This is a genomic window from Streptomyces sp. NPDC002476 (genome assembly GCF_042889785.1).
Lineage (GTDB): Bacteria > Actinomycetota > Actinomycetes > Streptomycetales > Streptomycetaceae > Streptomyces.
On the sequence record NZ_JBIARH010000045.1, the window covers coordinates 1 to 21,178 of the forward strand.

At 71.4% G+C, this 21,178-nt stretch carries 19 protein-coding genes; 8 read left to right on the top strand and 11 right to left on the bottom strand.

The annotated features are described in order from the left end of the window. The coding region (locus ACFYXM_RS32030) for a zinc ribbon domain-containing protein (protein ID WP_389294663.1) at window positions 1-258 on the top strand (258 nt) is incomplete at its 5' end. Between the two features lie 34 nt (window positions 259-292). Here the strand turns inward: ACFYXM_RS32030 and ACFYXM_RS32035 are convergent. Continuing rightward, a complete protein-coding gene (locus tag ACFYXM_RS32035; protein WP_389294665.1) occupies window positions 293-838 on the bottom strand; it encodes a hypothetical protein in 546 nt (181 codons plus the stop codon). A gap of 474 nt (window positions 839-1,312) precedes the next feature. Between ACFYXM_RS32035 and ACFYXM_RS32040 the strand changes: the two genes are divergently transcribed. Then, entirely contained in the window at window positions 1,313-2,794 is a 1,482-nt protein-coding gene (locus ACFYXM_RS32040) for an aldehyde dehydrogenase (RefSeq protein ID WP_389294667.1), read from the top strand. Continuing rightward, complete coding sequence (locus ACFYXM_RS32045) at window positions 2,794-3,027, top strand: ferredoxin (protein WP_389294669.1); 234 nt, start codon at window positions 2,794-2,796, stop codon at window positions 3,025-3,027. Before ACFYXM_RS32040 ends, ACFYXM_RS32045 begins: the two co-directional genes overlap by 1 nt. 133 nt (window positions 3,028-3,160) lie before the next feature. Here the strand turns inward: ACFYXM_RS32045 and ACFYXM_RS32050 are convergent, their stop codons facing one another. Beyond that, entirely contained in the window at window positions 3,161-3,544 is a 384-nt protein-coding gene (locus tag ACFYXM_RS32050) for a hypothetical protein (protein WP_389294671.1), read from the bottom strand. A 572-nt stretch (window positions 3,545-4,116) separates the two neighbouring features. Further along, complete coding sequence (locus tag ACFYXM_RS32055) at window positions 4,117-4,656, bottom strand: ATP-binding protein (RefSeq protein WP_389294673.1); 540 nt, start codon at window positions 4,654-4,656, stop codon at window positions 4,117-4,119. Between the two features lie 437 nt (window positions 4,657-5,093). Between ACFYXM_RS32055 and ACFYXM_RS32060 the strand changes: the two genes are divergently transcribed. Together ACFYXM_RS32060 and ACFYXM_RS32065 are read left to right on the top strand one after the other, a co-directional pair. Beyond that, entirely contained in the window at window positions 5,094-6,371 is a 1,278-nt protein-coding gene (locus tag ACFYXM_RS32060) for an XRE family transcriptional regulator (protein ID WP_389294675.1), read from the top strand. Between the two features lie 33 nt (window positions 6,372-6,404). Then, complete coding sequence (locus ACFYXM_RS32065; RefSeq protein WP_389294677.1) at window positions 6,405-7,307, top strand: phosphotransferase family protein; 903 nt, start codon at window positions 6,405-6,407, stop codon at window positions 7,305-7,307. A gap of 184 nt (window positions 7,308-7,491) precedes the next feature. Here the strand turns inward: ACFYXM_RS32065 and ACFYXM_RS32070 are convergent, their stop codons facing one another. Continuing rightward, entirely contained in the window at window positions 7,492-8,994 is a 1,503-nt protein-coding gene (locus tag ACFYXM_RS32070; protein ID WP_389294679.1) for a PHB depolymerase family esterase, read from the bottom strand. Between the two features lie 643 nt (window positions 8,995-9,637). Between ACFYXM_RS32070 and ACFYXM_RS32075 the strand changes: the two genes are divergently transcribed. Both ACFYXM_RS32075 and ACFYXM_RS32080 read left to right on the top strand, forming a co-directional pair. Then, a complete protein-coding gene (locus ACFYXM_RS32075; protein WP_389294681.1) occupies window positions 9,638-10,492 on the top strand; it encodes a 3-hydroxybutyrate dehydrogenase in 855 nt (284 codons plus the stop codon). Between the two features lie 29 nt (window positions 10,493-10,521). After that, window positions 10,522-12,567, top strand: coding sequence for a helix-turn-helix domain-containing protein (locus ACFYXM_RS32080; protein ID WP_389294683.1), 2,046 nt, complete (start codon window positions 10,522-10,524; stop codon window positions 12,565-12,567). A gap of 228 nt (window positions 12,568-12,795) precedes the next feature. Here the strand turns inward: ACFYXM_RS32080 and ACFYXM_RS32085 are convergent, their stop codons facing one another. From ACFYXM_RS32085 to ACFYXM_RS32115, 7 genes are all read right to left on the bottom strand, one after another. After that, window positions 12,796-13,683 (bottom strand): alpha/beta hydrolase, encoded by an 888-nt coding sequence (locus ACFYXM_RS32085; RefSeq protein WP_389294685.1) that lies wholly within the window; start codon window positions 13,681-13,683, stop codon window positions 12,796-12,798. After that, window positions 13,680-14,840, bottom strand: coding sequence for a branched-chain amino acid ABC transporter permease (locus ACFYXM_RS32090; protein ID WP_389294687.1), 1,161 nt, complete (start codon window positions 14,838-14,840; stop codon window positions 13,680-13,682). Before ACFYXM_RS32090 ends, ACFYXM_RS32085 begins: the two co-directional genes overlap by 4 nt. Next, complete coding sequence (locus tag ACFYXM_RS32095; protein ID WP_389294689.1) at window positions 14,837-15,724, bottom strand: branched-chain amino acid ABC transporter permease; 888 nt, start codon at window positions 15,722-15,724, stop codon at window positions 14,837-14,839. The genes ACFYXM_RS32090 and ACFYXM_RS32095 overlap by 4 nt, the downstream gene beginning before the upstream one ends. Next, the gene (locus tag ACFYXM_RS32100) at window positions 15,724-16,512 is read right to left on the bottom strand and encodes an ABC transporter ATP-binding protein (RefSeq protein WP_389294691.1); all 789 of its coding nucleotides are present in this window, start codon (window positions 16,510-16,512) and stop codon (window positions 15,724-15,726) included. The genes ACFYXM_RS32095 and ACFYXM_RS32100 overlap by 1 nt, the downstream gene beginning before the upstream one ends. Further along, window positions 16,509-17,312 carry an ABC transporter ATP-binding protein gene (locus tag ACFYXM_RS32105; RefSeq protein ID WP_389294693.1) on the bottom strand — a complete coding sequence of 268 codons (804 nt, stop codon included), beginning with the start codon at window positions 17,310-17,312 and terminating at the stop codon, window positions 16,509-16,511. The genes ACFYXM_RS32100 and ACFYXM_RS32105 overlap by 4 nt, the downstream gene beginning before the upstream one ends. A 3-nt stretch (window positions 17,313-17,315) precedes the next feature. Continuing rightward, the gene (locus ACFYXM_RS32110) at window positions 17,316-18,569 is read right to left on the bottom strand and encodes a substrate-binding domain-containing protein (protein WP_389294694.1); all 1,254 of its coding nucleotides are present in this window, start codon (window positions 18,567-18,569) and stop codon (window positions 17,316-17,318) included. Window positions 18,570-18,987: 418 nt separating this feature from the next. Beyond that, window positions 18,988-19,605 carry a TetR family transcriptional regulator gene (locus tag ACFYXM_RS32115; RefSeq protein ID WP_389294696.1) on the bottom strand — a complete coding sequence of 206 codons (618 nt, stop codon included), beginning with the start codon at window positions 19,603-19,605 and terminating at the stop codon, window positions 18,988-18,990. A gap of 229 nt (window positions 19,606-19,834) precedes the next feature. Between ACFYXM_RS32115 and ACFYXM_RS32120 the strand changes: the two genes are divergently transcribed. Beyond that, on the top strand, window positions 19,835-21,169 hold the full coding sequence (locus ACFYXM_RS32120) for a glycosyltransferase family 4 protein (protein WP_389294698.1): 1,335 nt from the start codon (window positions 19,835-19,837) through the stop codon (window positions 21,167-21,169). The last annotated feature ends 9 nt before the right edge of the window (window positions 21,170-21,178 follow it).

Sequence of the window (21,178 nt, forward strand, 5' to 3'; positions counted from 1 at the left end):
GTGATCGCGGTCGACCGCTTCTTCCCCTCCTCCAGGCTGTGCTCCGTCTGCGGCACCTTGCAGGACAAGATGCCGCTGCACGTCCGCACCTGGACATGCGCCTGCGGCACGACCCACGACCGGGACGTGAACGCCGCACGCAACCTGCTGGCCGCCGGACGGGCGGTGTCGGCCTGTGGAGCCGGTGTAAGACCTCAACGGAGAACTCCGGGCGGGCAGTCGGCGATGAAACAGGAAGTCTCACGGCGCGAGCCGTAAGAACCTCCCTCCTTCAGGAGGGAGAGCGTCAACATCAGTAGATCCTCTTGACCTCGGAGACGTCGTACGCCAGCGGCTTCTGCACGGTGGTCCTGTTCCTGCTGTGCTTCATCAAGGACGCCTTTTTGGTCTTGGGGTTGTCGTCGAGGCTCAGGGCGTGGCCCAGCTCGTGCGTGGTGGTGCTGCGGGACCACTCGGTCATCTTCGATCCGGCGTCCCGGGACAGGGTCCGGGCGTTCACTTTGATCGAGAAGATGCGGTTGATGGGACGCAGGCCGGACGGCGAGTAGAGGCCGTACCAGCTCTGGCTGTAGCGCCCGGCCGTGAAGGTGGCCTTGGCGTTGGACTTGCGGCCGATGCTGGCGCCCGCCTTGGCGTTGTTCCAGTTCTTGCGGCCGGTGTCGAGGAACCCGACCCAAGTCGGGTTGATGCCCACGTCCTTCACGTTGAACTTGGGGCTCGGCATGCCGCCGCTGTAGTAGTCGGCGTGGGCGTTGGAAGCACCGCCGACTCCGGCGGCCAGGACGAGCGCGGTGACGGACGTGATCCTCGCGGTGGTGCGTATACGGGTACGCCTCAAGAAAATTCCCCCTGTTGTGCCCGCGGCGGTCGGAACCGTCGCGGACGGCGGCCAGTGAAGGCCGGGCAGGGGAGAGGTGCCCGAGGTGCGAGAGCATGCAGGAGAAAGGTGGGAATCCCCGTGTTTCGCCCGCGTCGCATCGACGGACCGTTCGGCCTCGTCCCCCGTGGATCGGCCTTCGGTCTGGCTTGATCCTAAGCATGTCTGCGGCGCCATTGCAGTGGTTTTTCGTTGTTCAAGTTTGGCGTGGTGACGGCGTGTCAGAGCTGGGCGGGGGTGTGGTGGTTGTCTACGGGGCGTGGTCGAGTGCCCCGGAACCTCCGGGGCTCCCGGAGTGTTGCCGAGGCTTCCGGAACGGCTACGGCCGTGGACTCCTGGAACTGGAACTGGTATCAGTTTTGACGGTCCGTCAGTCCGTCAGAAGATCCGTTCGCCAGAAGGTCTCTTGACGCCGGTTCGCGGGAGGCAGCAGCCATGACCGAGCTTGTCGAGCACGGAAAACTGTTCATCGGCGGTGAGTTGGTCGATCCGCTGGGCCGGGACGTCATCGAGGTCGTATCGCCCCACACCGAACAGGTCATCGGCCGGGTGCCGCACGCCTGCGAGGCGGACGTGGACCGGGCCGTCGCCGCCGCGCGGCGGGCGTTCGACGAGGGGCCCTGGCCGCGCATGGCCCTGGACGAGCGGATCGCGGTCGTGACCAGGATCAAGGACGCGTTCGCCGCGCGGTACGAGGAGATCGCCCGGATCATCAGCTCGCAGAACGGCACCCCGTACACGTCCAGCGTGATGGTGCAGGCGCTCTCCGCGATGATGGTGTGGGACGCGGCGATCACCGTCGCCCGTACCTTCCCGTACGAGGAGCGGCGCGACGGAGCGCTGGGGCCGCTGCTGGTGCGCCGGGAGCCGGTGGGGGTGGTCGCGGCGGTGGTGCCGTGGAACGTTCCGCAGTTCACCGCCGCCGCCAAGCTCGCGCCCGCGCTGCTCGCCGGGTGCTCCGCCATCCTCAAGGCGTCGCCCGAATCCCCGCTGGACGCCTATGTCCTGGCCGAGATCGCCGCCGAAGCCGGGCTGCCCGAGGGCGTGTTGTCGATCCTGCCGGCCGACCGTGAGGTCAGCGAGTACCTGGTCGGGCACCCCGGCGTGGACAAGGTGTCGTTCACCGGATCGGTGGCCGCGGGACGCCGGGTGATGGAGGTCGCCTCCCGCAACCTCACCCGGGTCACGCTGGAACTCGGCGGGAAGTCCGCCGCCTTGATCCTCCCGGACGCCGACCTGGAGACGGCCGTCGCCGGGATCGTCCCGTTCGCCTGGATGATCAACGGGCAGGCATGCGTGGCCCAGACCCGCATCCTCGCCCCGCGTTCCCGGTACGACGAGACGGCCGAGGCGTTCGCCGCGGCGGCGGCTGCGCTGAAGATCGGCGACCCGCTCGACCCCGCCACCGAACTCGGCCCCCTGGTCGCCGAGCGCCAGCAGCGGCGTTCGCTCGACTACATCCGGGTCGGTCAGGACGAGGGCGCCAAGATCCTGTCCGGCGGTGGTCGCCCGGCCTCCCAGGAGCGGGGCTGGTACGTCGAGCCGACGCTCTTCGGGGATGTCGACAACTCCATGCGCATCGCACGGGAGGAGATCTTCGGTCCCGTCATCTGCCTGATTCCGTACGGCGACGAGGGCGAGGCGGTACGCATCGCCAACGACTCCGACTACGGCCTCAGCGGCAGCGTCTGGACCGCCGACACCGAGCACGGCATCGACATCGCCCGCCGGGTCAGGACCGGCACGTACAGTGTGAACACCTTCAGTCTCGACATGCTCGGTCCGTTCGGCGGGTACAAGAACTCCGGCCTGGGACGGGAGTTCGGGCCCGAGGGGTACGGCGAGTACTTCGAGCACAAGATGATCCACCTGCCCGCCGGATACCGGGCCGGTGCCGCTGACGAGGGAGGCGCGTGATGGGGGACCGCTGGGCCGTGGAGGTCGACCGCAGGATCTGCATCGGCTCCGCGATGTGCGTGAACCACGCCCCGGACGCCTTCGCGCTGGACTCCGCCCGTCAGTCGCGGCCCGCCTCCCCGGAGAGCGACGCGGACGAGCGGGTCCTGGCGGCGGCCGAGGGATGCCCGGTCGAGGCCATCCTGATCACGCTCGCCGGTTCGGGGGACGTGGTGTTCCCGCCGGAGGAGTAGGGGCCGCCGCTGTGCTCGCCGCAGGAGCGGAGGCGGTTCCATGCGCTGTGCGGCTCGGGTTGCGCCGCAGTCGTGTCACATGTGGGCGGCCCTTACCGGAACGGTCCGGTAAGGGCTGCCTCGGCGTTCACCACTACGAGGACGATGCGCCGGGCGCGGGGCGCAGACGCCGCCGGATGAACGGCGCGGTCCCCAGGACGAGTACGCCGAAGGCGGTCAGCCGTTGCAGCCCCGGCTCGTCCAGCAGTGTGCTGTGCTGGATGCCGTACACCGCGTACCAGTTGACGGCGAGGTCCGTGGCCATGACGAGGCAGGCGAGGTCCACGCCGGAGTGTCTTCCCCGGAGCAGGAGCAACGTGGCCAGGGTGTCGAAGAGGGCCAGCGAGGACCAGTACAGGTTCAGCCAGTCCGGTGCCCAGGTGTAGGGGCGCAGACCGTGTCGCAGCAGGTCGGTGACGTGGGTGGCACTGCCCACGCACAGCAGGACGTCCGCGTACGCGCAGACCAGCGCCACCACCCGCGTTTCGATGGCCTGGTGACGGTCCCCACCAGGCCACCGGAGCGGGAGTTCTACGGGGCGTGCGCCGCCCGGCTGACCAGCATGGCGATGGTGGTCACCCAGGCGGTGAACGCCACGACGACCAGCGCCGTACGTGCGCTCACGGGCCCCGTCACCCCGTGCGCGGGTGTGGGTGGCGCCGCATCTCCACGTTGCAGTCCGTCACTCGCGACAGATCGCCGGTCTGCCGTGCCGCCGTCCGTTGACGGTCCAAGGCACAGCAGATGTCGCAGCCTTTGGCCGGCCGGGGTTCTTCGGGTGGAGCGTGGTAGGGAAGTTCCACCACGGGGCCCGGGTGCGTGTCGGGCTTCAGCGGGTCGGACACGGTGGCGCCTCCACGGACGACGGAATACGAGATCCCCGGACGGCGTCGGCGATATCGGCGAAGACATGCCCAGTGCCCGGGGCGAGGGGCCGCGCCCCGCGATGCCGTGTGTGCAGTGAGAGCACTGCACACGTGGGCTGGATGCACCCGGTGTCGAGGACACCGAAGCGGCCGTACGCCGCCAGCAGTTGGCGTCTTGCGGCGATCAACGTTCCTCCCCAGCTGCTCGACCCTGGCGTTCCACACGGCCGCGCTTGAGCTGAGCGGCCTCGTCGGGCCAGTCGAAGAACGCCCACACTCCCTTGCCGACCACCTCTCCCTCACGAGTCGTGGGGGCAGCCGCCCAGCCATCGGCGATGGCGGTGACGAGCCGAAGACCCCGGCCGCCCTCCGCGTGCGTGGGTCGGATCACCGGCACCGGCACTTTCGGCGAGTTGTCGGTCACCAGGAGCCCGAGGGCGACGCCAGGCTTGAGGGAGAGCGAGACCGTGAGTATCTCGATCTGACTGGCCGACAGGGATCGGCCGTGGACCACGGAGTTGGTGACGAGTTCACTGGCCACGAGAAGCACGCGGTCCGTCAGTTCGTCGTTCCGGGTGAAACCCCAGGTGCTGAGCTGCTCCTGGAGGAAGCGTCGTGCCTGCGGTACGGCGTGGGCCGAGTTCGCGAACCGGATCGTTGTACGCTCCGCCTCGACGTCGAACGTCAGGGCGGCCAGAAACTGGCCGGTTCTCCGAGACGTCATGTGAGTGCACCCCCACTCCTGGCTGGCGGGAGCCGCCGGTCCGTGCGGAGCGGGGCGGCGACTCCCGTAGCTCGCAGGCCAGGGCTGTCAGAGGCCGTGGTCGGCGAGCGGCGTGTGTTCTCGGGTTTCCGAGGACGGAAAGACTCGCCCGCGTGTGGCGGGAGTGGCAACCGTGATGGTTCACGTAAACGTGACGGGCTCTACGTGGCCCTTCACGTATTTCCGCGTCGAGCCCGGCGGCGTGACGTTTTTTGACAGGGAGCCGAAGACACGTCATTACGCTGGTGGCGAGTTCGAAGGGAGTCGACTCCATGCGACGTGGCCCAGAGCCCCACGGTCCTTCATGCGCAAAACGGTTACGCGCGGACAGTATTGAGCACGGACGTTCTCACAGCGAGATCGCCCGCGTGATTCATGCACACTGTTCGGTCTCCCTCTTGCGCGCCCAGCGCTTGGCCAGGGGGCTCACGCTCTCCCAGGCAGTCGAGCGGATCAGCGAGTTCAGCTCCGACCTGGACAAGGCACCTCGCCTCACGATGGAACAGCTGCGTCTCTGGGAGACCGGAAGGCACCACCCGGTCCGGTCGACCGTGCTCCTGCTCGGTTCGTTCTACGGCTGCTCGCCCGATGGCCTCGGTCTGGGAGAACCGGCAGTGGCCGACATCGCCCGTCGGGTGGACTCCACATCGTCAGGATCGGCTGAGAGCCTGCATGTCTCCCTGGTCGGCGAGCGGATCGCAACGGCCGGCGAGCATCTGCCGTACCGGGTCGACGCGGCTCGCCGCGCGGTGGACCGCACCCTCGCATCCGCCACAGTCAGCGCCAACCAGCTGGATCACATCGATGAGATGGTCCTCTGGGCCAGCCAGGAGTACATCTTCACCGCGCCGGCGCTGATGCTCACCCGCCTCCTGGACCATCTCACGGAGGTCGAGGGGCTGGCCGCATGCCGACAGCCGGCCGTCATGCAAGTCCGGCTCTCGGAGCTGACGGCGATGCTCGCCACCATGATCGCCGATGCACTCATGAAGCTCGGAGACCTTCACCGGTCGAGATCCTGGTACGCCACGGCGCGTACAGCCGCAGACGACACCGGGAACCAGGAGCTCCGTGCTCGTGTCAGGGCACAGGCCGCGATGCTGCCCTTCTACTACGGCCCCACGGCCAGTGCGGTGAACCTCTGCCGGGAGGCCAGGGTCATCAGCCGAGCGCGACCGAGCTCTGCGCACACGTTCGCGGCAGCGGCAGAAGCCCGAGCCCTGGCGAAACTGGGCGCTGAGAAGGACGCCGAAGCCGCCCTGCGCTACGCGACGAAGGCATTCGAACAGTTCGGAGGGGGCGCGGCCGAGGACGCCTTCGCGTTCCCGGAGCGCCGGTTTCTGCTCTACAAGAGCGGGGCGCTGACCGCTCTGGGGCACACGCGCGAGGCGCGATGCGTCCAGGAGCAGGCATTCAAGCTCTATCCGGAGAAGACAGGAATCGACCCTGCTCTTCTCCGGCTCGAAGGAGCCATCTGCTACGCGTGGGACAGAAGCCCCTCCGAAGCCTGCCAGCTGGCCGGCGCCACTTTCCTGAACATGGATCCTGCCCACCGCACGCCGATCGTGGAGGAGCGGGCCCGTGAGGTGATCGAGGTCCTCCCGTCAGGGATACGGGCTGGCCGTGCGGCATGTGAACTGCGCGAGATCCTCGAACTCCCACCGGTACGGATGTGACAGGACGGGTCCTCGTCGTGGAGCCTGGGACGCATGACAAACACGCCGGCCCCGGGAGGGTTCGACGAGTCCGAGATGTACCAAGTGCTGGAGCGCGCCTGCGCGAAGGCAGACCTCGACAGTCGTGACGCGCGTCTTCTGCGCGGGCACACCAACGCGGTCCTTCTCCTTGAGAAGGAGCAGGTCGTGGTCAAGATCGCCCGCAAGGGCACCGACGTGGAGAGTGCCGGGCGCACGGTCACCATCGTCCGATGGCTCATGGAAGCAGACTTCCCCACGGTTTCCCTCCACTCGTGCGTCCAACCGATCGTCGTCAACGGGCACGCCGTAACCTTCTGGACCTACCTGGCACAGCCCGATCATCTCGTCGCGGCCCAGCAGCTGGCCGGGCCTCTCAAGACCCTGCACGCGCTGCCCGCGCCCCCGATCGCCCTTGCCGAACACGACAACATCCGCGCAATCCGACGATCCCTCGCCGCAATCACCTGCCTTCCCGCAGCCGCACTCCGTCACATGGAGGACGAGGCCGACCGTCTTGAAGAAGAACTGCGGAATGTCCAGTTCATGCTTGCTCCTGGACTGATACAGGGAGACCCGCAGCACCGGAACGCACTCCATACCTCCGACGGCTCCGCAGTGCTCTGCGATTGGGACACGATGGCCTGGGGGCAGCCGGAATGGGACCTCATCACCGTCGAGGTGCACTGCCGTCGATTCGGCTACAGTCAGGCCCACTACCAGGCCTTCGCGGAGAGTTACGGGTGGGACATCACGCAATGCGCCGGTTACCCCACCCTTCGCGGCATCCGGGAGCTGCGCATGATTACTACGAACGCCCGGAAGGTTCATCATGCTCCCCGGTCCTTGGCCGAGGTGCGGCGACGAGTCGAGGGGCTCCGGACGCGGGATGGGCAACTTCCGTGGAACATCCTTTAGTGACCTGAGCCGGAGATCCGTCGGCGATATCGGGCGAGAGGTTCGAAGATCTCTCGGCATTCTTGGTCCGTGATCAGGGACTTCCAGAACTCCCCGGTCCGGCGGCGGGGACGGGAACCGCGAGCCGGAAGGCGGCCGTCGTACGGGATGCCCATGGCCGCCTCCCGGAGGAGGACGCGACCGGTCAGGGCGTGCAGCCCGTGTCGGCGAGCACGAAGTGGCCCGTCGGTGACTCCCGCAGGGTGTGGGCGATGAAGATGTTGTACAGACCCATGCTCTGGTTCGAGCCGTTGGCGTAGACGAAGCCGAGCGTGGTGTGTGCCCTTCCGGCCGCCACGTGCGCGTAGTTGCTCGCCGTGAAGCAGCGGGCGGGCGCGGAGCCGGTCGTGGTCGCCGTGACTTGCGCCGAGGCCGTGCCGGGCGTGCCCGAGGCGTCGACCGCGGTCACGGTGTAGCGGTGGGCGGTACCGGCGGTGAGACCCGGGTCCGTGTACGTCGTCGCCGTGAGCGAGGCGGCCTTCGCGCCGTTACGGCGGACCACGTACGAGGCGGCGCCCTCGACCGCGTCCCAGGAGAGCGAGACGCTGTCCGCCGAGACGCCCGTGACCCGGAGGCCGGACGGGGCGGGGAGGTGGTCGCCGCCACCTCCCGGGGTGCCCTGGTCGAGGCCCCAGAAGACGGCCGTGTGGTACGTGGAGCAGATGGCGTTCAGGAAGTACGTGGCCGTCGAGCCGCACTGCTCCGGGCCCGAACCGGGGCTCACCGCCAGGCCGTGACCCATGCCGGAGACCGAGTACGTCTGGATGGCCGGCCGCCCGGAGGCGTCGTCGTACGTGCTGCGCGTCGTGTTGCCCGGGAGGGCGTCCGTCGACGACGGGGTCTGGCCGATGCCCCAGACGTCGGTCCACTGGTCGCGCAGGGCCGTGGCGTTGGCCGGGTTGACCGTGTAGTCGGCCGTGCCCTGCCAGATCGCGACCCGGGGCCAGGGGCCCGAGTGGCCGGGGTTGGAGGCGCGGACCTTGTCGCCCCACTGCGCGGGCGTCAGCTTCACCGTGCCCATCTGGCAGGCGGACGCGCCCACCTGGCTCGTCGCGCAGCGGGCGGGGACGCCCGAGGCCACGGAGCCGCCCGCGAACACGTCCGGGTACGCGGCCAGCAGGTCGGCCGTCATGCCGCCGCCCGCCGACAGGCCGGTCACGTACACCCGGCCGCCGTCCGAGCCGTATTGCTGCTTCGCGTACTCCACCATCTGCGCGATGGACGCGGCCTCGCCCCTGCCCCGGCCGCTGTCGGCCGGATCGAACCAGTTGAAGCAGGACAGCGCGTTGTTGGCGGCCGTGGTCTGCGGGAAGACCACGGCGAAGCCCCACAGGTCCGCGTACTTCGGCCAGCCGGAGTTGGCGTAGTAGGCGTCGGCCGTCTGCGCGCAGCCGTGCAGGGCCACCACCACGGGCGCGTTCGCGGGCAGACCGGCCGGGACGTAGGCGAACATCTGGAGGTTGCCGGGGTTGGTGCCGAAGCCGGTGACCTGTTGCAGGCCGCCCGCGGCCGCGGCCGAGGCCGTCGTGGGAGCCGCGGCCTCGGCCGGCGGGGCGGTCGCCGCGGTGCTCAGCGTCGCCGCGACGAGCGCGAGCGCGGCGGTGGGGACGACGCGCCGGAGCAGGCGTCGCAGGATCGATGGGCGCACGGATGCCTCACTTTGCTCGGCGGACCGGGGTCTCCCGGCCGGTCGGACGGTTGCGGGTGCTTCGGTTTTGGACGAGGTGCGGGGCGTTCGTCTCAGGTGTCCCGGGTGTTCCGGGTGTTCCGGGCGAGTTGGGCGGGCGTTGGTCAGGTGTTCGGCGGGTGTTGGGCGAGTCGGGTGCGGGGCGGACGCTATGGGCCGGTGTCCTCGCCGCCCATGGGCCCGGCGGACATTCCCGGGTCCCCGCTGTGTGCACGGGCGCTCTTGCGTGCGTCGACATCGAGTGCACTTCAACGCGCGGACTCCGTTGAGCCGACGGGGCCGAAGGCCCTCGGCCCGCCCGCCCGGTCAGGTCTTCGGTCCCGCCCCGCCGACGGTCCGCCAGGGCCGGTCCGCCGACGGCTGTCGGTGTCGGACGACGGCTGTCGGTGTCGGACACCGGTCCGCACGGGCGGACCCGCACCCGGCTCCGGATCGTTCCCGGGTCCGCGCGGTCCCGGATCCGCACCTGGCTCCGGTCCGCCCCCCCGGGGCCGCCCCGGGCCGGTGCGGCACCGCACCATGTAGGCCGCCACCATGCCGCCGTGCGACGGTGTGTGCACCGGCCCCGTGTGACCCGGGCTCCGGTCTCCTTACGGTGACGGCCATGGAGACTCCTCAGAGCCAGGACCACGGGCCCGCCGGGACCGCGGCCCCGCACGCCGCCCCCCACGTCGTTCCGCCCGCCACGCCGTCACCCGGCGCAGCAGCGCCCCGGCCGCCGCTCGCCGGGCGCACCGCCCTGGTGACCGGTGCCGCGAGCGGAATCGGGCAGGCCTGTGCCCGGGCCCTGGCCGTCGCGGGTGCCCACGTGCACGTGGTGGACAGGACCGCCGACGCCGCCCGGGACCTGGCCGAGGAGATCGGCGGGACGGTGTGGGTGGCCGACCTCTCCGTCCCGGACGAGGTGGACGCGCTGCCCGCCGACGCGGACATCGTCGTCAACAACGCCGGGCTCCAGCACGTCGCCCCCGTCCACACGTTCCCGCCGGATCGGTTCGCGTTGATCCAGCGCGTCATGGTGGAGGCGCCGTTCCGCATCTTGCGCCGGACCCTGCCGGGCATGTACGAACGCGGCTGGGGGCGCGTGGTCAACATCTCGTCCGTGCACGGTCTGCGGGCCAGCCCCTACAAGTCGGCCTATGTGGCGGCCAAGCACGCACTGGAGGGGCTCAGCAAGGTGGTGGCGCTCGAAGCGGCGGAGCACGGGGTGACGAGCAACTGCGTCAACCCCGGCTACGTACGCACACCGCTGGTCGAGAACCAGATCGCGGACCAGGCCCGTACGCACGGCATCTCGGAGGAGGAAGTGGTGGGACGGGTGATGCTGGAACGCAGCGCGATCAAGCGGCTGATCGAACCCGACGAGGTCGCCGGGGCCGTGCTGTGGCTCTGCGGGCCGCACACCGGTCACATCACCGGCATCTCGCTCTCCATGGACGGCGGCTGGACCGCCAACTGACCCACCGACCCCGATGAATTCCGGCCGCCATGTCTGATCCATCCCAGTTCGCCGACCCCGCCGACCCCGTTGTCGGTGTCTCCGCCGCTTCCGCCGCGCCCCATCTGCGGCGTCTCCTCGACCTGCTGGCCGACGGCGCCCCCGCCGAGGAGCTGGGGGCCGTCGCCTCGCAGGCGCGGGCCGCCGGGGTGCGGGCCGGTGATCTGGCGGAGATGGAGCGGGCCACCGCCACCGCCCTGCGGATCAGGGGTGCCCTGCGCCAGCACCGGCGCCGTGAGCTCCAGCTCACCGCGCTCTTCGACACGGCGGGCGACCTGGCCGCCTCCCACGAACTGGACGACGTGCTCAAGGCGATCGTCCGGCGGGCGAGGATGCTGCTCGGTACGGACACCGCGTATCTCACGCTCCCCGACGAGGAGGCGGGGGACACGTACATGCGGGTGACCGACGGTTCGGTGTCGGTGCTCTTCCAGCAGCTGCGGCTGGAACTGGGCGAGGGGCTGGGCGGACTGGTGGCGCAGACCGCCCGCCCGTACGCCACCCCCGACTACCGCACCGACGACCGCTTCCGCCACACCCGCAACATCAACGCCGGGGTGCTGGACGAGGGGCTCGTCGCCATCCTGGGCGTCCCCCTGCTTCTGGGCTCCAGCCGCGGCGGCACGGGCAAGGTCATCGGCGTGCTGTTCGCCGCCGACCGGGCTCCCCGGGTGTTCAGCCCGGACGAGGTCGCCCTGCTGTGCTCGCTCGCCGCGCACGCCGCCATCGCCATCGACACCGCCCGCGCGCTCGCCGACACCCGTTCCGCCCTCGACGAACTCGCCGGGGCCAACGCGGAGCTGGCCGAGGCCAACGCGGCCGTGCGGGCGCACTCGGCGGCCATGCGGCGGGCCGAGGAGGCCCACGACCGGCTGACGGACCTGGTGCTGCGCGGCCGGGACGTCAAGGACGTCGCCGCCGCCGTCGCGGCACTGCTGGACTCCCCGCTCACCATTCACGATCCGGGCGGCCGGCTCCTCGCGGCCGTCCGGCCCGGTGGCGAGAACTTCGCCGCCGACAGCATGGACGCCGGATGGCTGGCCGAGACCGCGGAGGAGTCCCGTACGGGCGCCCGCGCCGTGCACCGCGACGGACGGTGGATCTGCGCCGTCCTCGCGGGACGGGAGCTCATGGCCGGACTGGTCCTGCACCGGCGGGCACCGCTCGACGACTCGGACCGGCGGCTGTTCGAGCGGGCCTCCGTCGTCACCGGGCTGCTCCTGCTGCTGCGGCGCACGGTGGCCGAGACCGAGAACCGGGTGCGCGGGGAACTGATCACCGACCTGCTGACGGACGCGGACCGCGACCCGGCCGGGCTCGTCGAACGCGGCCGGCGCCTCGGCATCGACCTCGACCGGCCGCATTTGCTCCTGCTGGCCGACGGAGGGGCGCGAGGGCGGCTGGCCCCGGCCGCGGTGCGCTACCTCTTCGGCGGCGACATGCACGGGGTGAGCGCCGAACACCACGGCCAGGTCGTGCTGCTGACCGCCGCCGACGGCCTCGGTGCGGGCTTCGGAGACGGTACCGGGGCGGGCGCCGGTGGCGCGGCACGGGCGGCGGCGTCCCAGCTCGGGCAGCTGGTCCAGGCCCCGGTCACGGTGGCCGCCGCCGGGCCGGCGCGCGGGGTCCGGGAGCTGGCCGCCGCGTACGAGGAGGCCGCCCGTTGCCTGCGCGCCATGCGGGTCCTGGGACGTGCCGGGGAGGGCGCGTGCGTCGACGAACTCGGCTTCCTGGGCGTGGTGCTGGGCAACGGGCAGAACGTCGACGGCTTCGTGGCGGCGACGCTGGGGCCGCTGCTGAAGTACGACGAGCGGCGCGGCACCCACCTCGTGCGGACCCTGCGCGCCTACTTCGGGTCCGGGGGCAGCCTGGTCCGCGCCAAGGACGAACTCCACGTGCACGTCAACACGGTCGTGCAGCGGCTCGACCGGGTGCAGGTGCTGCTGGGGAACGACTGGAACGAGCCCGCACGGGCCCTGGAGATCCAGCTCGCCCTGAAGCTGCACCAGTTGGCGGAGTCTCCGGACTGCCTCTGAAACTCCATGAGCCGGGGGAGCCCCGGACTTCCCTGAAACGTCACCGGTTGGCGGGCTCCCGGAGCGCCGACCGTCCTCGGAGTCCCGGAGCGGTGACCGTCCTCGGCGTCCGGGAGCGATGATGCCTTCCCGCACATCCGTTGCCGGCGAAGGTCCCCGGAGATGCGGCGGCGGGCGGGTCCGGCCGGTGGCGTGCGCCGCTCCGGCCGGACCCGCCCGCGTCCCGCTTCAGCGGGCGCCGCACAGCTCCAGCAGATGCCGTACGACCTCCCGGCCGCCCTGCTCGCCGGTCAGCACGGTGTAGTGGTTGACGTCCGCCACCCGTACCGGCGTCACCCCCGTGCCCCCGAGGTCGGCCGCCGCCAGGCGGGTCTCGTCGTACAGGCCCTGCTCCTCGTTCATCAGCCCGCGCGGCGCCCACAACAGCGTCGCCGGGGCGGGCAGCTTCCGGATTGCCGTCAGCACCTCCTCGTCGAAGAGACCGATGCCGTCGGTGCGTACCGCCTCGATCCGGCAGGTGGAGCGCAGTTCCGGTTCCTCGCCGGTCAGATCGCGCTGGATGTACGCGTCGACCTCGTCCGACCAGTCGTCGGCGAATGCCGGGTGCACCTGCCAGAACGCACGGTAGGCGGCCCGGTCCGGGAACGTCATCGACAACCGGTCCATGGCCGGGCCGATCACCGCGGTCATCAGCTCGTCCGGGGACAGATGCGTGGGCGCGGGGAAGCCGATCCCGCCGTCGACCAGCAGCAGCGGTCCGAACCGGTCCGGGTGACGCACGGCGGCCAGCGCCGTCACGAACGCCCCCATCGAATGCCCTGCCAGCACCACCCGGCCCGGGGCCAGCGCCTCGGCCAGGGCGGCGACGTCGTCGGCATGCGTGGCGATGCCGTACGGCCCCGGCAGCCCGGAACTCCCGGCCCGGCCCCGCAGGTCCGGGGCGATCAGGGTGGCGCGGCCGTCCAGCAGCCGGGCCACCGCGCCCCAGCTCAGGGCGTTGGAGGTGATGCCGTGCAAGGCGATGACGACCGGGGCGTCCGGTTCCCGGGCCGGCCACCGCAGGACCGCCAACTCGCCCCCGGTCACGGGGACCTGAATCTCTTCGTACGGCTTCACGACTGTCCGTTGTCCTTCCGGTCGGGGGTCGGGGACGGGGTTTTGGCCGGTCGACGGCGTGCGGCGCCGATCCGGGCGGGCAGCCGGGCCAGGCCGCCCGGCAGCAGGTGTACCACGGCGACGAACAGCACGCCGAGCAGGAACAGCGGCTGGGACAGCGGCACCCGCAACACCGCGGGCAGGTCCGCGACCGCGCCCGATCCGGCCAGATCGCCGAGCCGGTGATCGGCCCAGGTGTACAGGATGCCGCCGACCATCGGGCCCCAGCGGGTGCCCGATCCGCCGAGCACCACCATCACCAGCAGCGAGAGGGTGAAGTCGGAGGTGGTCGTCTGCGGGGTCGAGCCGCCGGTGAGCAGCAGGTGCACCAGACCGCCCAGCGCGGCCAGGGCCCCGGCCAGGACGAACGCCGTCAGCTTGAAACCGTACGGCTTGAGTCCCAGCACCTCCACCCGGCGCTCGTTCTCCTTGATGCCTTCCCAGACCCGCCCGGTGGGGGAGCGGACCGCCCAGTGGACGACGGCCAGGGTGAGGACGAGATAGCCGAGCGCCACCCAGTACAGGTTCGCGGTGTGGTCGATGCCCACCAGCCAGGACGGCAGCAGCTCGGCCGGGGCGGCCCGCCCCTCCTCGCCGCCCGTGAGACCGCCGGGGTTGCGGGAGACCAGGATCGAGCCCGCCTGGGCGAACGCCAGCGTCACCATCGAGAAGCCGATGCCGGTGACCCGCAGGCTCACCGATCCCAGGACCAGCGCGAGCACGATCCCGGAGCAGAGGCCGAGCAGTGCGGACACCGCGAACGGCAGACCCGCCTCCAGCAGGAACAGGTTGGTGGCGTAGCTGCCCGTCGCGAAGTACAGCGCATGCCCGAAGGAGAGCAGTCCGGTGCGGCCGAGCAACAGGTCGAAGCCGGTCGCCAGGGCGCCGAACAGCAGGCAGGTGGCGAGGAGTTGGAGACTTCCCGGACTGCCCACCGGGCCGTCCAGGAGGCCCGGCAGCGGCAGCGCGCTGAACGGCGCGACGAGCAGTACGAGCAGCACGGCGGCGGGCCACCAGCGGCGCAGCACTCGGGCCGGGTTCCCGGACCCGGCCGGGGCGGCGGGGTGGCCGCGGCGCCCGTCGGCGGTGCGGTCGTGTGTCTCGGTGACGGTGCTCACGCGAGCCTCCCGGTCAGTCCGCGCGGCCGGACGAGCAGCAGCGCGGCGAGCAGGACGACGACGGCCAGGTCGCCGAGGCCCGCTGCGGTGTAGTAGTTGGCGAACTGCTGGACCAGCCCGATGACGACGGACGCCACCGCGGCGCCGGTCACCGAGCCCATGCCGCCGGTGACCACCACGACGAAGGCGAAGATCAGCAGCGAGGTCCCCTGGCGGGGGTCGACCGAGCCGAAGTACAGGCCGCCGAGCGCCCCGCCGAGCGCGGCGGCCGAGCCGCCGATCGCGAAGACGAGGGTGAACGCCCGGCGCACGTCGATGCCGAGCGCGGTGACCATCGCCCGGTCCTCGACCCCGGCCCGTACCACCAGGCCGTGCCGGGTGCGGCCGAGGAAGAGCCGCAGCGCCACCAGCACCACGACCGCCGCCCCGACCAGCACCAGCCGGTTGACCGGCACCTGGGCACCGAGCAGTTCGAAGGTGCCCGACAGCGCCTTCGGGCCGGGGAAGGTATGGGCGTCCGAGCCCCAGATTCCCGACAGCAGCGCGGGGACGGCGAGCCCCACCCCGACCGTGGCGAGCACCTGCTCGCGGGGGCGGGTGTAGAGCGGGCGGACGACGGTGAGTTCCAGCAGCACGGCGGCCGCGGTGCCCACCGCCGTACCGAACAGCACGGCGAGGACGAAGCCCGCGCCGTCGGTACCGGCGCCGGGCAGGTTCCCGGACGCCGCCCACCAGGTGCCGTACGCGCCGATGGAGAGCAGCGCCCCGTGCGCGAAGTTGAGCACGTCCATCAGGCCGAAGATCAGGGAGAGACCGGACGCGACGAGGAAGTAGAGCGCCCCCAGACCGAGTCCGGTCATGGTGAGCAGAACGACGGTGGACATCAGGAATCCGCCTCCACGGAAGGTGAATCGGCCCCCACGGACGGCGAACCGGACCCCACGGAGGACGTGTGGGGGGCCGGGCCGTGTCCCACGCCCAGCAGGCGTCGTGCCGCCTCCGCGTCGGCGAGCAGTTCGGCCGCCGGGCCCTGGTGGGCCGTCCGGCCGTCGGCGAGCACCGCGCAGTGCGCGGCCAGGCGCCGTACGACGGCGAGGTTCTGCTCCACCAGCAGCACCGGAACCGCCTCGGCGGCCCGCTCCAGCACCTGGGCGACCTCGGTCACCACCTTGGGCGCCAGGCCCTTGGTGGGTTCGTCGGCGATGATCAGCCGGTTGCCGTTCAGCAGTGTGCGCCCGATCGCCACCATCTGCTGCTGACCACCGGACAGCGTCCCGGCCAACTGCCGCTCCCGGCGCTTCAGTTCGGGGAACAGTTCGTGGACGAGCGGGTAGGCGGGCTCGCCCGCGCCGGGCCGCTCGGCCAGTCGCAGGTTCTCCGCCACGGTCAGCCCGGCGAAGATCCCCCGGTCCTCCGGGGCGTAGCCGACGCCCAGCCGCACCACGGTGTGGGTGGGCATCGACACCGTCTCCGTCCCGTCCAGCCGCACACTGCCGGTGCGCGGGACGAGGCCGAGGACGCCGCGCACGGTGGTGGTCTTCCCGGCGCCGTTGCGGCCCAGGAGCGCGGTCACGCCGTGCCGGGCGACGTTCAGGTCCACGCCGTGCAGGATGTGCCGGCCGCCGATCAGGACCCGCAGGTCCCGTACGGCGAGCAGGGGTCCGGTCGTCACAGTTCCTCCCCGAGGTAGGCCTGCTGCACGATCGGGTCGGCCGTCACGGCCTCGGGGGTGTCCAGGGCCAGCAGACTGCCGTGGTGCATCACGGCGAGCCGGTCGGCCAGGCCCAGCAGGACGTCCATGTGGTGCTCGACCATGAGGACGGTGCGGCCCTCGTCCCGGTGCAGGGTGCGGATGAGTTCGGTGAGCGCGGGGACCTCCTCCGCGCTCACCCCGGCCATCGGCTCGTCCAGCAGCATCAGCCGCGGTTCGCCGACCAGCAGCACCGCCAGCTCCAGCTTCCGCTTCTCGCCGTGCGACAGCTCGGAGGCCAGCGCCCGTGCCCGGTGGCCGAGACCGGTGCGTTCCAGCACGTCGGCCACCTCGGCGGGGTAGGCGGCGGCGCGCCGCCACAGCCGGTACGAGCCGCCGCGGGCCGCCTGCGCGGCCAGCCGCACATGGTCGGCGACGGACATCCCCGGCCAGAGGCTCGACGTCTGGAAGGTGCGGCCGATGCCGCGCCGCGCCCGCTCGTGCGCGGGACGGTCCGTCATGTCCGTGCCGTCCAGCTCGATGGTGCCCGCGGTGGCCGGGGCCAGCCCGCTGATCAGGTTGAACAGGGAGGTCTTGCCCGCCCCGTTGGGGCCGATGAAGGCCAGGAACTCGCCCTCGCGGACGTCCAGGGAGACGTCCTCGACGATCGTCGCCCCGCCGACGCGCCAGCCGAGGCCGGTGAGCCGGAGCACCGGGGCGGGGGCCGGGGCGCCACCCGGGGCATCGCCCGGGTGGTGCGCGGTGGTGTGGGGTACGGGCATCGGTCAGCCCGCCGAGGGCTTCGCGGGCGGCGCCACCACGTCCATCGGCTCGGTGTTCACCAGCCGCGGCTTCGCGTCGGTGCCCTTCCCGTCGAGCCTCGCGACGAACATCGGCTGGAGCAGGGCGTGGTCCTCGGCCCGGACCCGCACCTCGCCCTTCACCCCGTCGAAGGTCCAGTCCTCCAGGGCCTTCACCATGGCGGCGGTGTCGGTGGCGCCGCCCTTCTCGACGGCCCGCACCACCATCTGCGCGGCGGTGAAGCCGTCGGGGGTGAACAGGTCCGGGGTGCCGCCGGCCTTGCCGACCGCGTCGAGCATGGCCTTCTCCACGGCGTTGCCGCCGCCCGCGCCGGCGAAGTAGTGCGCCAGGAACGACACCTTGGCGCCCGCGTCCCCGAAGACCGGGTACGAGGCGGTCCCGGCGAGGCCCGTCACGACCTTGCTCGCCGCCGGCACGCCCTGCTGGTCCAGCGCGGTCCACAGCGCCGGTGCCGTGGAGCCCGCCCAGGCGACGAAGACCAGGTCGGGCGCGCCCGCCTTCACCTGCCGGGCGAACGGCGTCAGGTCGGTGGCGCTGGGCGGGGCCAGCACGGATCCCACCTCCGCGCCCCGGCCGCCGAGGACCGCCTTCACCGCGGCCACGTTGGCCTGTCCGAAGGTGGAGTCCTGGGCCAGCACCGTGACCTTCTTGCCCTTGGCCCCGCCGAGCATCGCCCCGGCGGTGAGGATGTCCTGGTAGGACTGTCGGCCCGAACGGAAGGTGTAGTCGTTGATCCCGGTCACGGCGTCGGTGGCGGCCGGTCCGCTGATGTAGAGCACCTTGTTCTGGGCGGCGAGCGGCGCCATCTGGAGGGCCACACCGGAATCGGTGGTGCCGGCCAGCACCTTGTGGCCCTTGCCGATCAGGTTCTTGGCCGCCGAGACCGCCTTGCCGGGGTCGCCCGCGTCGTCCTGCTCGGTGACCTCGATCTTGTGCCCGGCGACCTTCCCGGTGCCCTTCGTCGCGTAGTCCAGGCCCGCCATGAACCCGTCGCGGTACTGCTTCCCGTAGTCGGCGAGCAGCCCGGTGCGGGAGTACACGAGACCGACCTTGACGCTGCGGTCCTTCGCGTCCCCACCGGATCCGGAACCGTCCTCGCCCGCCTTCCCCGCGGCGGTGCACCCGGCCAGCAGGAGACCGGCCGAGGCCAGCACGGCGACGGCGGACACGGATCTGGGACGGCGGCGGCGGACGGTGCCTGTGGTTCTGCGACGCATGGTGACGGGCTCCTCGGCGGGTTTCGGGGGATGTCGCCGAACCGTATGAACACCGCGCCGCCGTCGACATGGTGCAGAGCACCCCACCTGACGCGGCGGACATGTGGCGGTCGCACATGGGGCGGCCCGCGGCGCGCCCATGGCGCGGTTGACATCAGGCCACCGGGCCGTCGGGCCCGTGCCGCGGGAACACGTGCCGTGGGCCGCCCGTGCCCGCGCTCATGGCGGGGCCGGGCCGTGCGGGTGCTCCGGTACCTCGCCCGTTCATGCGGACTGATGGAGCATCAGAATCCTTGCGCGGTCGGGATTCTCGGGTGCCGCGCCGGGCCCTGTGCCCACGCACAGGCTTTGCGCCCGCGCCCAGGCCTTGAACCCGCCTTCGGGTGCCGTCAGGGCTCGTTCATGTGCGCCGGTGCCGTCAGGCCCCGTTCCCGTACTCCGGCGCCGTCAGGTCGATCAGCCGGCACACCGTCTCGATGTCGATCTTGACCTGGGCGATCGACGCCCGCCCCGACAGCCATGTGATCAGCGCCGAGTGCCAGGTGTGCTCGATGACCCGGACCGCGGACAGCTGCCCCGGCGTCGGGTCCTCCAGGCCCATCGCGTCCAGGATGATCGCCGTCGTGATCCGCGAGACCGTGTCCACCTCCGGGCTGACACTGCGGTCCGCGAAGGTCAGCGCCCGCACCATCGCGTCCGCCAGGTGGGGTTCGCGCTGGAGCGCGCGGAACGCCCGCATCAGGGTGTCGGCCACCCGCTGCGCCGGATCGTCCCCGGACGGCGGGCGCTTGTGCAGCGTCGCGTGCATCTGCTGGAGCTGGTCCTGCATGGTGGCGACCAGCAGATGGATCTTGGAGGGGAAGTAGCGGTACAGCGTGCCGAGGGCGACCCCGGCGGCCTCCGCGACTTCGCGCATCTGCACCGCCTCGAATCCGCCCCGGACGGCGAGCCGGGCACTGGCGTGCAGGATGCGGCGGCGACGGGCCTCCTGGCGCTCGGTCAGGGGCGGCGATGCCGGTCTGGCTTCCGCTGTCATGTGTCCCCCATCCATGGCGTTCGTCCAGGGCCGGAAGGAGGTGCTCGGTCTCCCGGCGGCGCACAGCATGCCAGGGCGTCGGTCGTGGCGCGAATCACCCGGACCGGCCGTTGCACCGACGCTACCTGCCGGTAGATTCGTAGCTCATTGAACGATCCAGTCTGAAACTTGTTCTAGATTAGCGCGAGCGGTTACGCTCCGGCGAAACGCAGTCAGAAGGGGGCCGAGTGTGACCGCCGAGGCCATAGAGACCGGCCCCCGCGCGAGCGGCGACCCGTTGGGCGGCGCCGACGAACGCCCGTTGCGCATCGCACTCCTCACCTACAAGGGGAATCCTTTCTGCGGCGGCCAGGGCGTCTACGTACGTCACCTCAGCCGTGAACTCGCCCGCCTCGGCCACAGTGTCGAGGTGATCGGCGCCCAGCCGTACCCCGTGCTCGATGAGGGCGTGCCGCTCACCGAGTTGCCGAGCCTGGACCTCTACCGCCAGCCCGACCCGTTCCGCACTCCGAAGCGCGACGAGTACCGGGACTGGATCGACGCCACCGAGGTCGCCACCATGTGGACCGGCGGCTTCCCGGAGCCGCTCACCTTCAGCCTGCGCGCCCGGCGTCATCTCGCCCAGCGGCGCGGCGCGTTCGACGTCATCCACGACAACCAGACCTTGGGATACGGGCTGTTGGCGGACCTCGGCGCCCCGCTCGTCACGACGATCCATCACCCCATAACGGTCGACCGCCAGTTGGAACTGGACGCCGCCGAGAGCCGTCGTCGGCGTGCCTCCGTACGCCGCTGGTACGGCTTCACCCGCATGCAGAAGCGGGTCGCGCGGCGGCTGCCCTCCGTACTCACCGTCTCCGGCTCCTCCAAGCAGGAGATTGTCGACCACCTCGGGGTACGCGAGGACCGCATCCACGTCGTCCACATCGGCGCGGACACCGACCTGTGGTCGCCCGATCCGTCCGTCCCTGAGGTCCCCGGCCGGATCGTCACCACCTCCAGCGCCGATGTCCCGCTGAAGGGCCTCGTCCATCTCGTCGAGGCGCTCGCCAAGCTCCGTACCGGGAACGCGCGGGCGCACCTCGTGGTCGTCGGCAGACGGGCCGAGGACGGGCCGGTCGCGCAGGCCATCGAACGGCACGGGCTCCAGGACGCCGTCGAGTTCGTCAAGGGTGTCAGCGACGCCGAACTCGTCGACCTGGTGCGCGGCGCCCAGATAGCGTGCGTGCCCTCGCTGTACGAAGGCTTCTCGCTGCCGGCCGCCGAGGCCATGGCCACCGGCACGCCCCTCGTCGCCACCACCGGCGGCGCGATCCCCGAGGTCGCCGGGCGGGACGGCGAGACCTGTCTGGCCGTCCCGCCCGCCGACCCGGGGGCGCTGGCCGACGCGCTCGCCCGGCTGCTCGACGACCCGGAACTGCGGGCCCGGCTCGGCGCGGCGGGCCGCGCCCGGGTGCTCTCCCGGTTCACGTGGAAGCAGGCCGCCATCGGCACCGCCGCCCGCTACCGCGACGCGATCGCGGCGGCCCGTGCCGGTACCGCGCGCGCCGACGGCCGTCGTTGACCCCGCCCC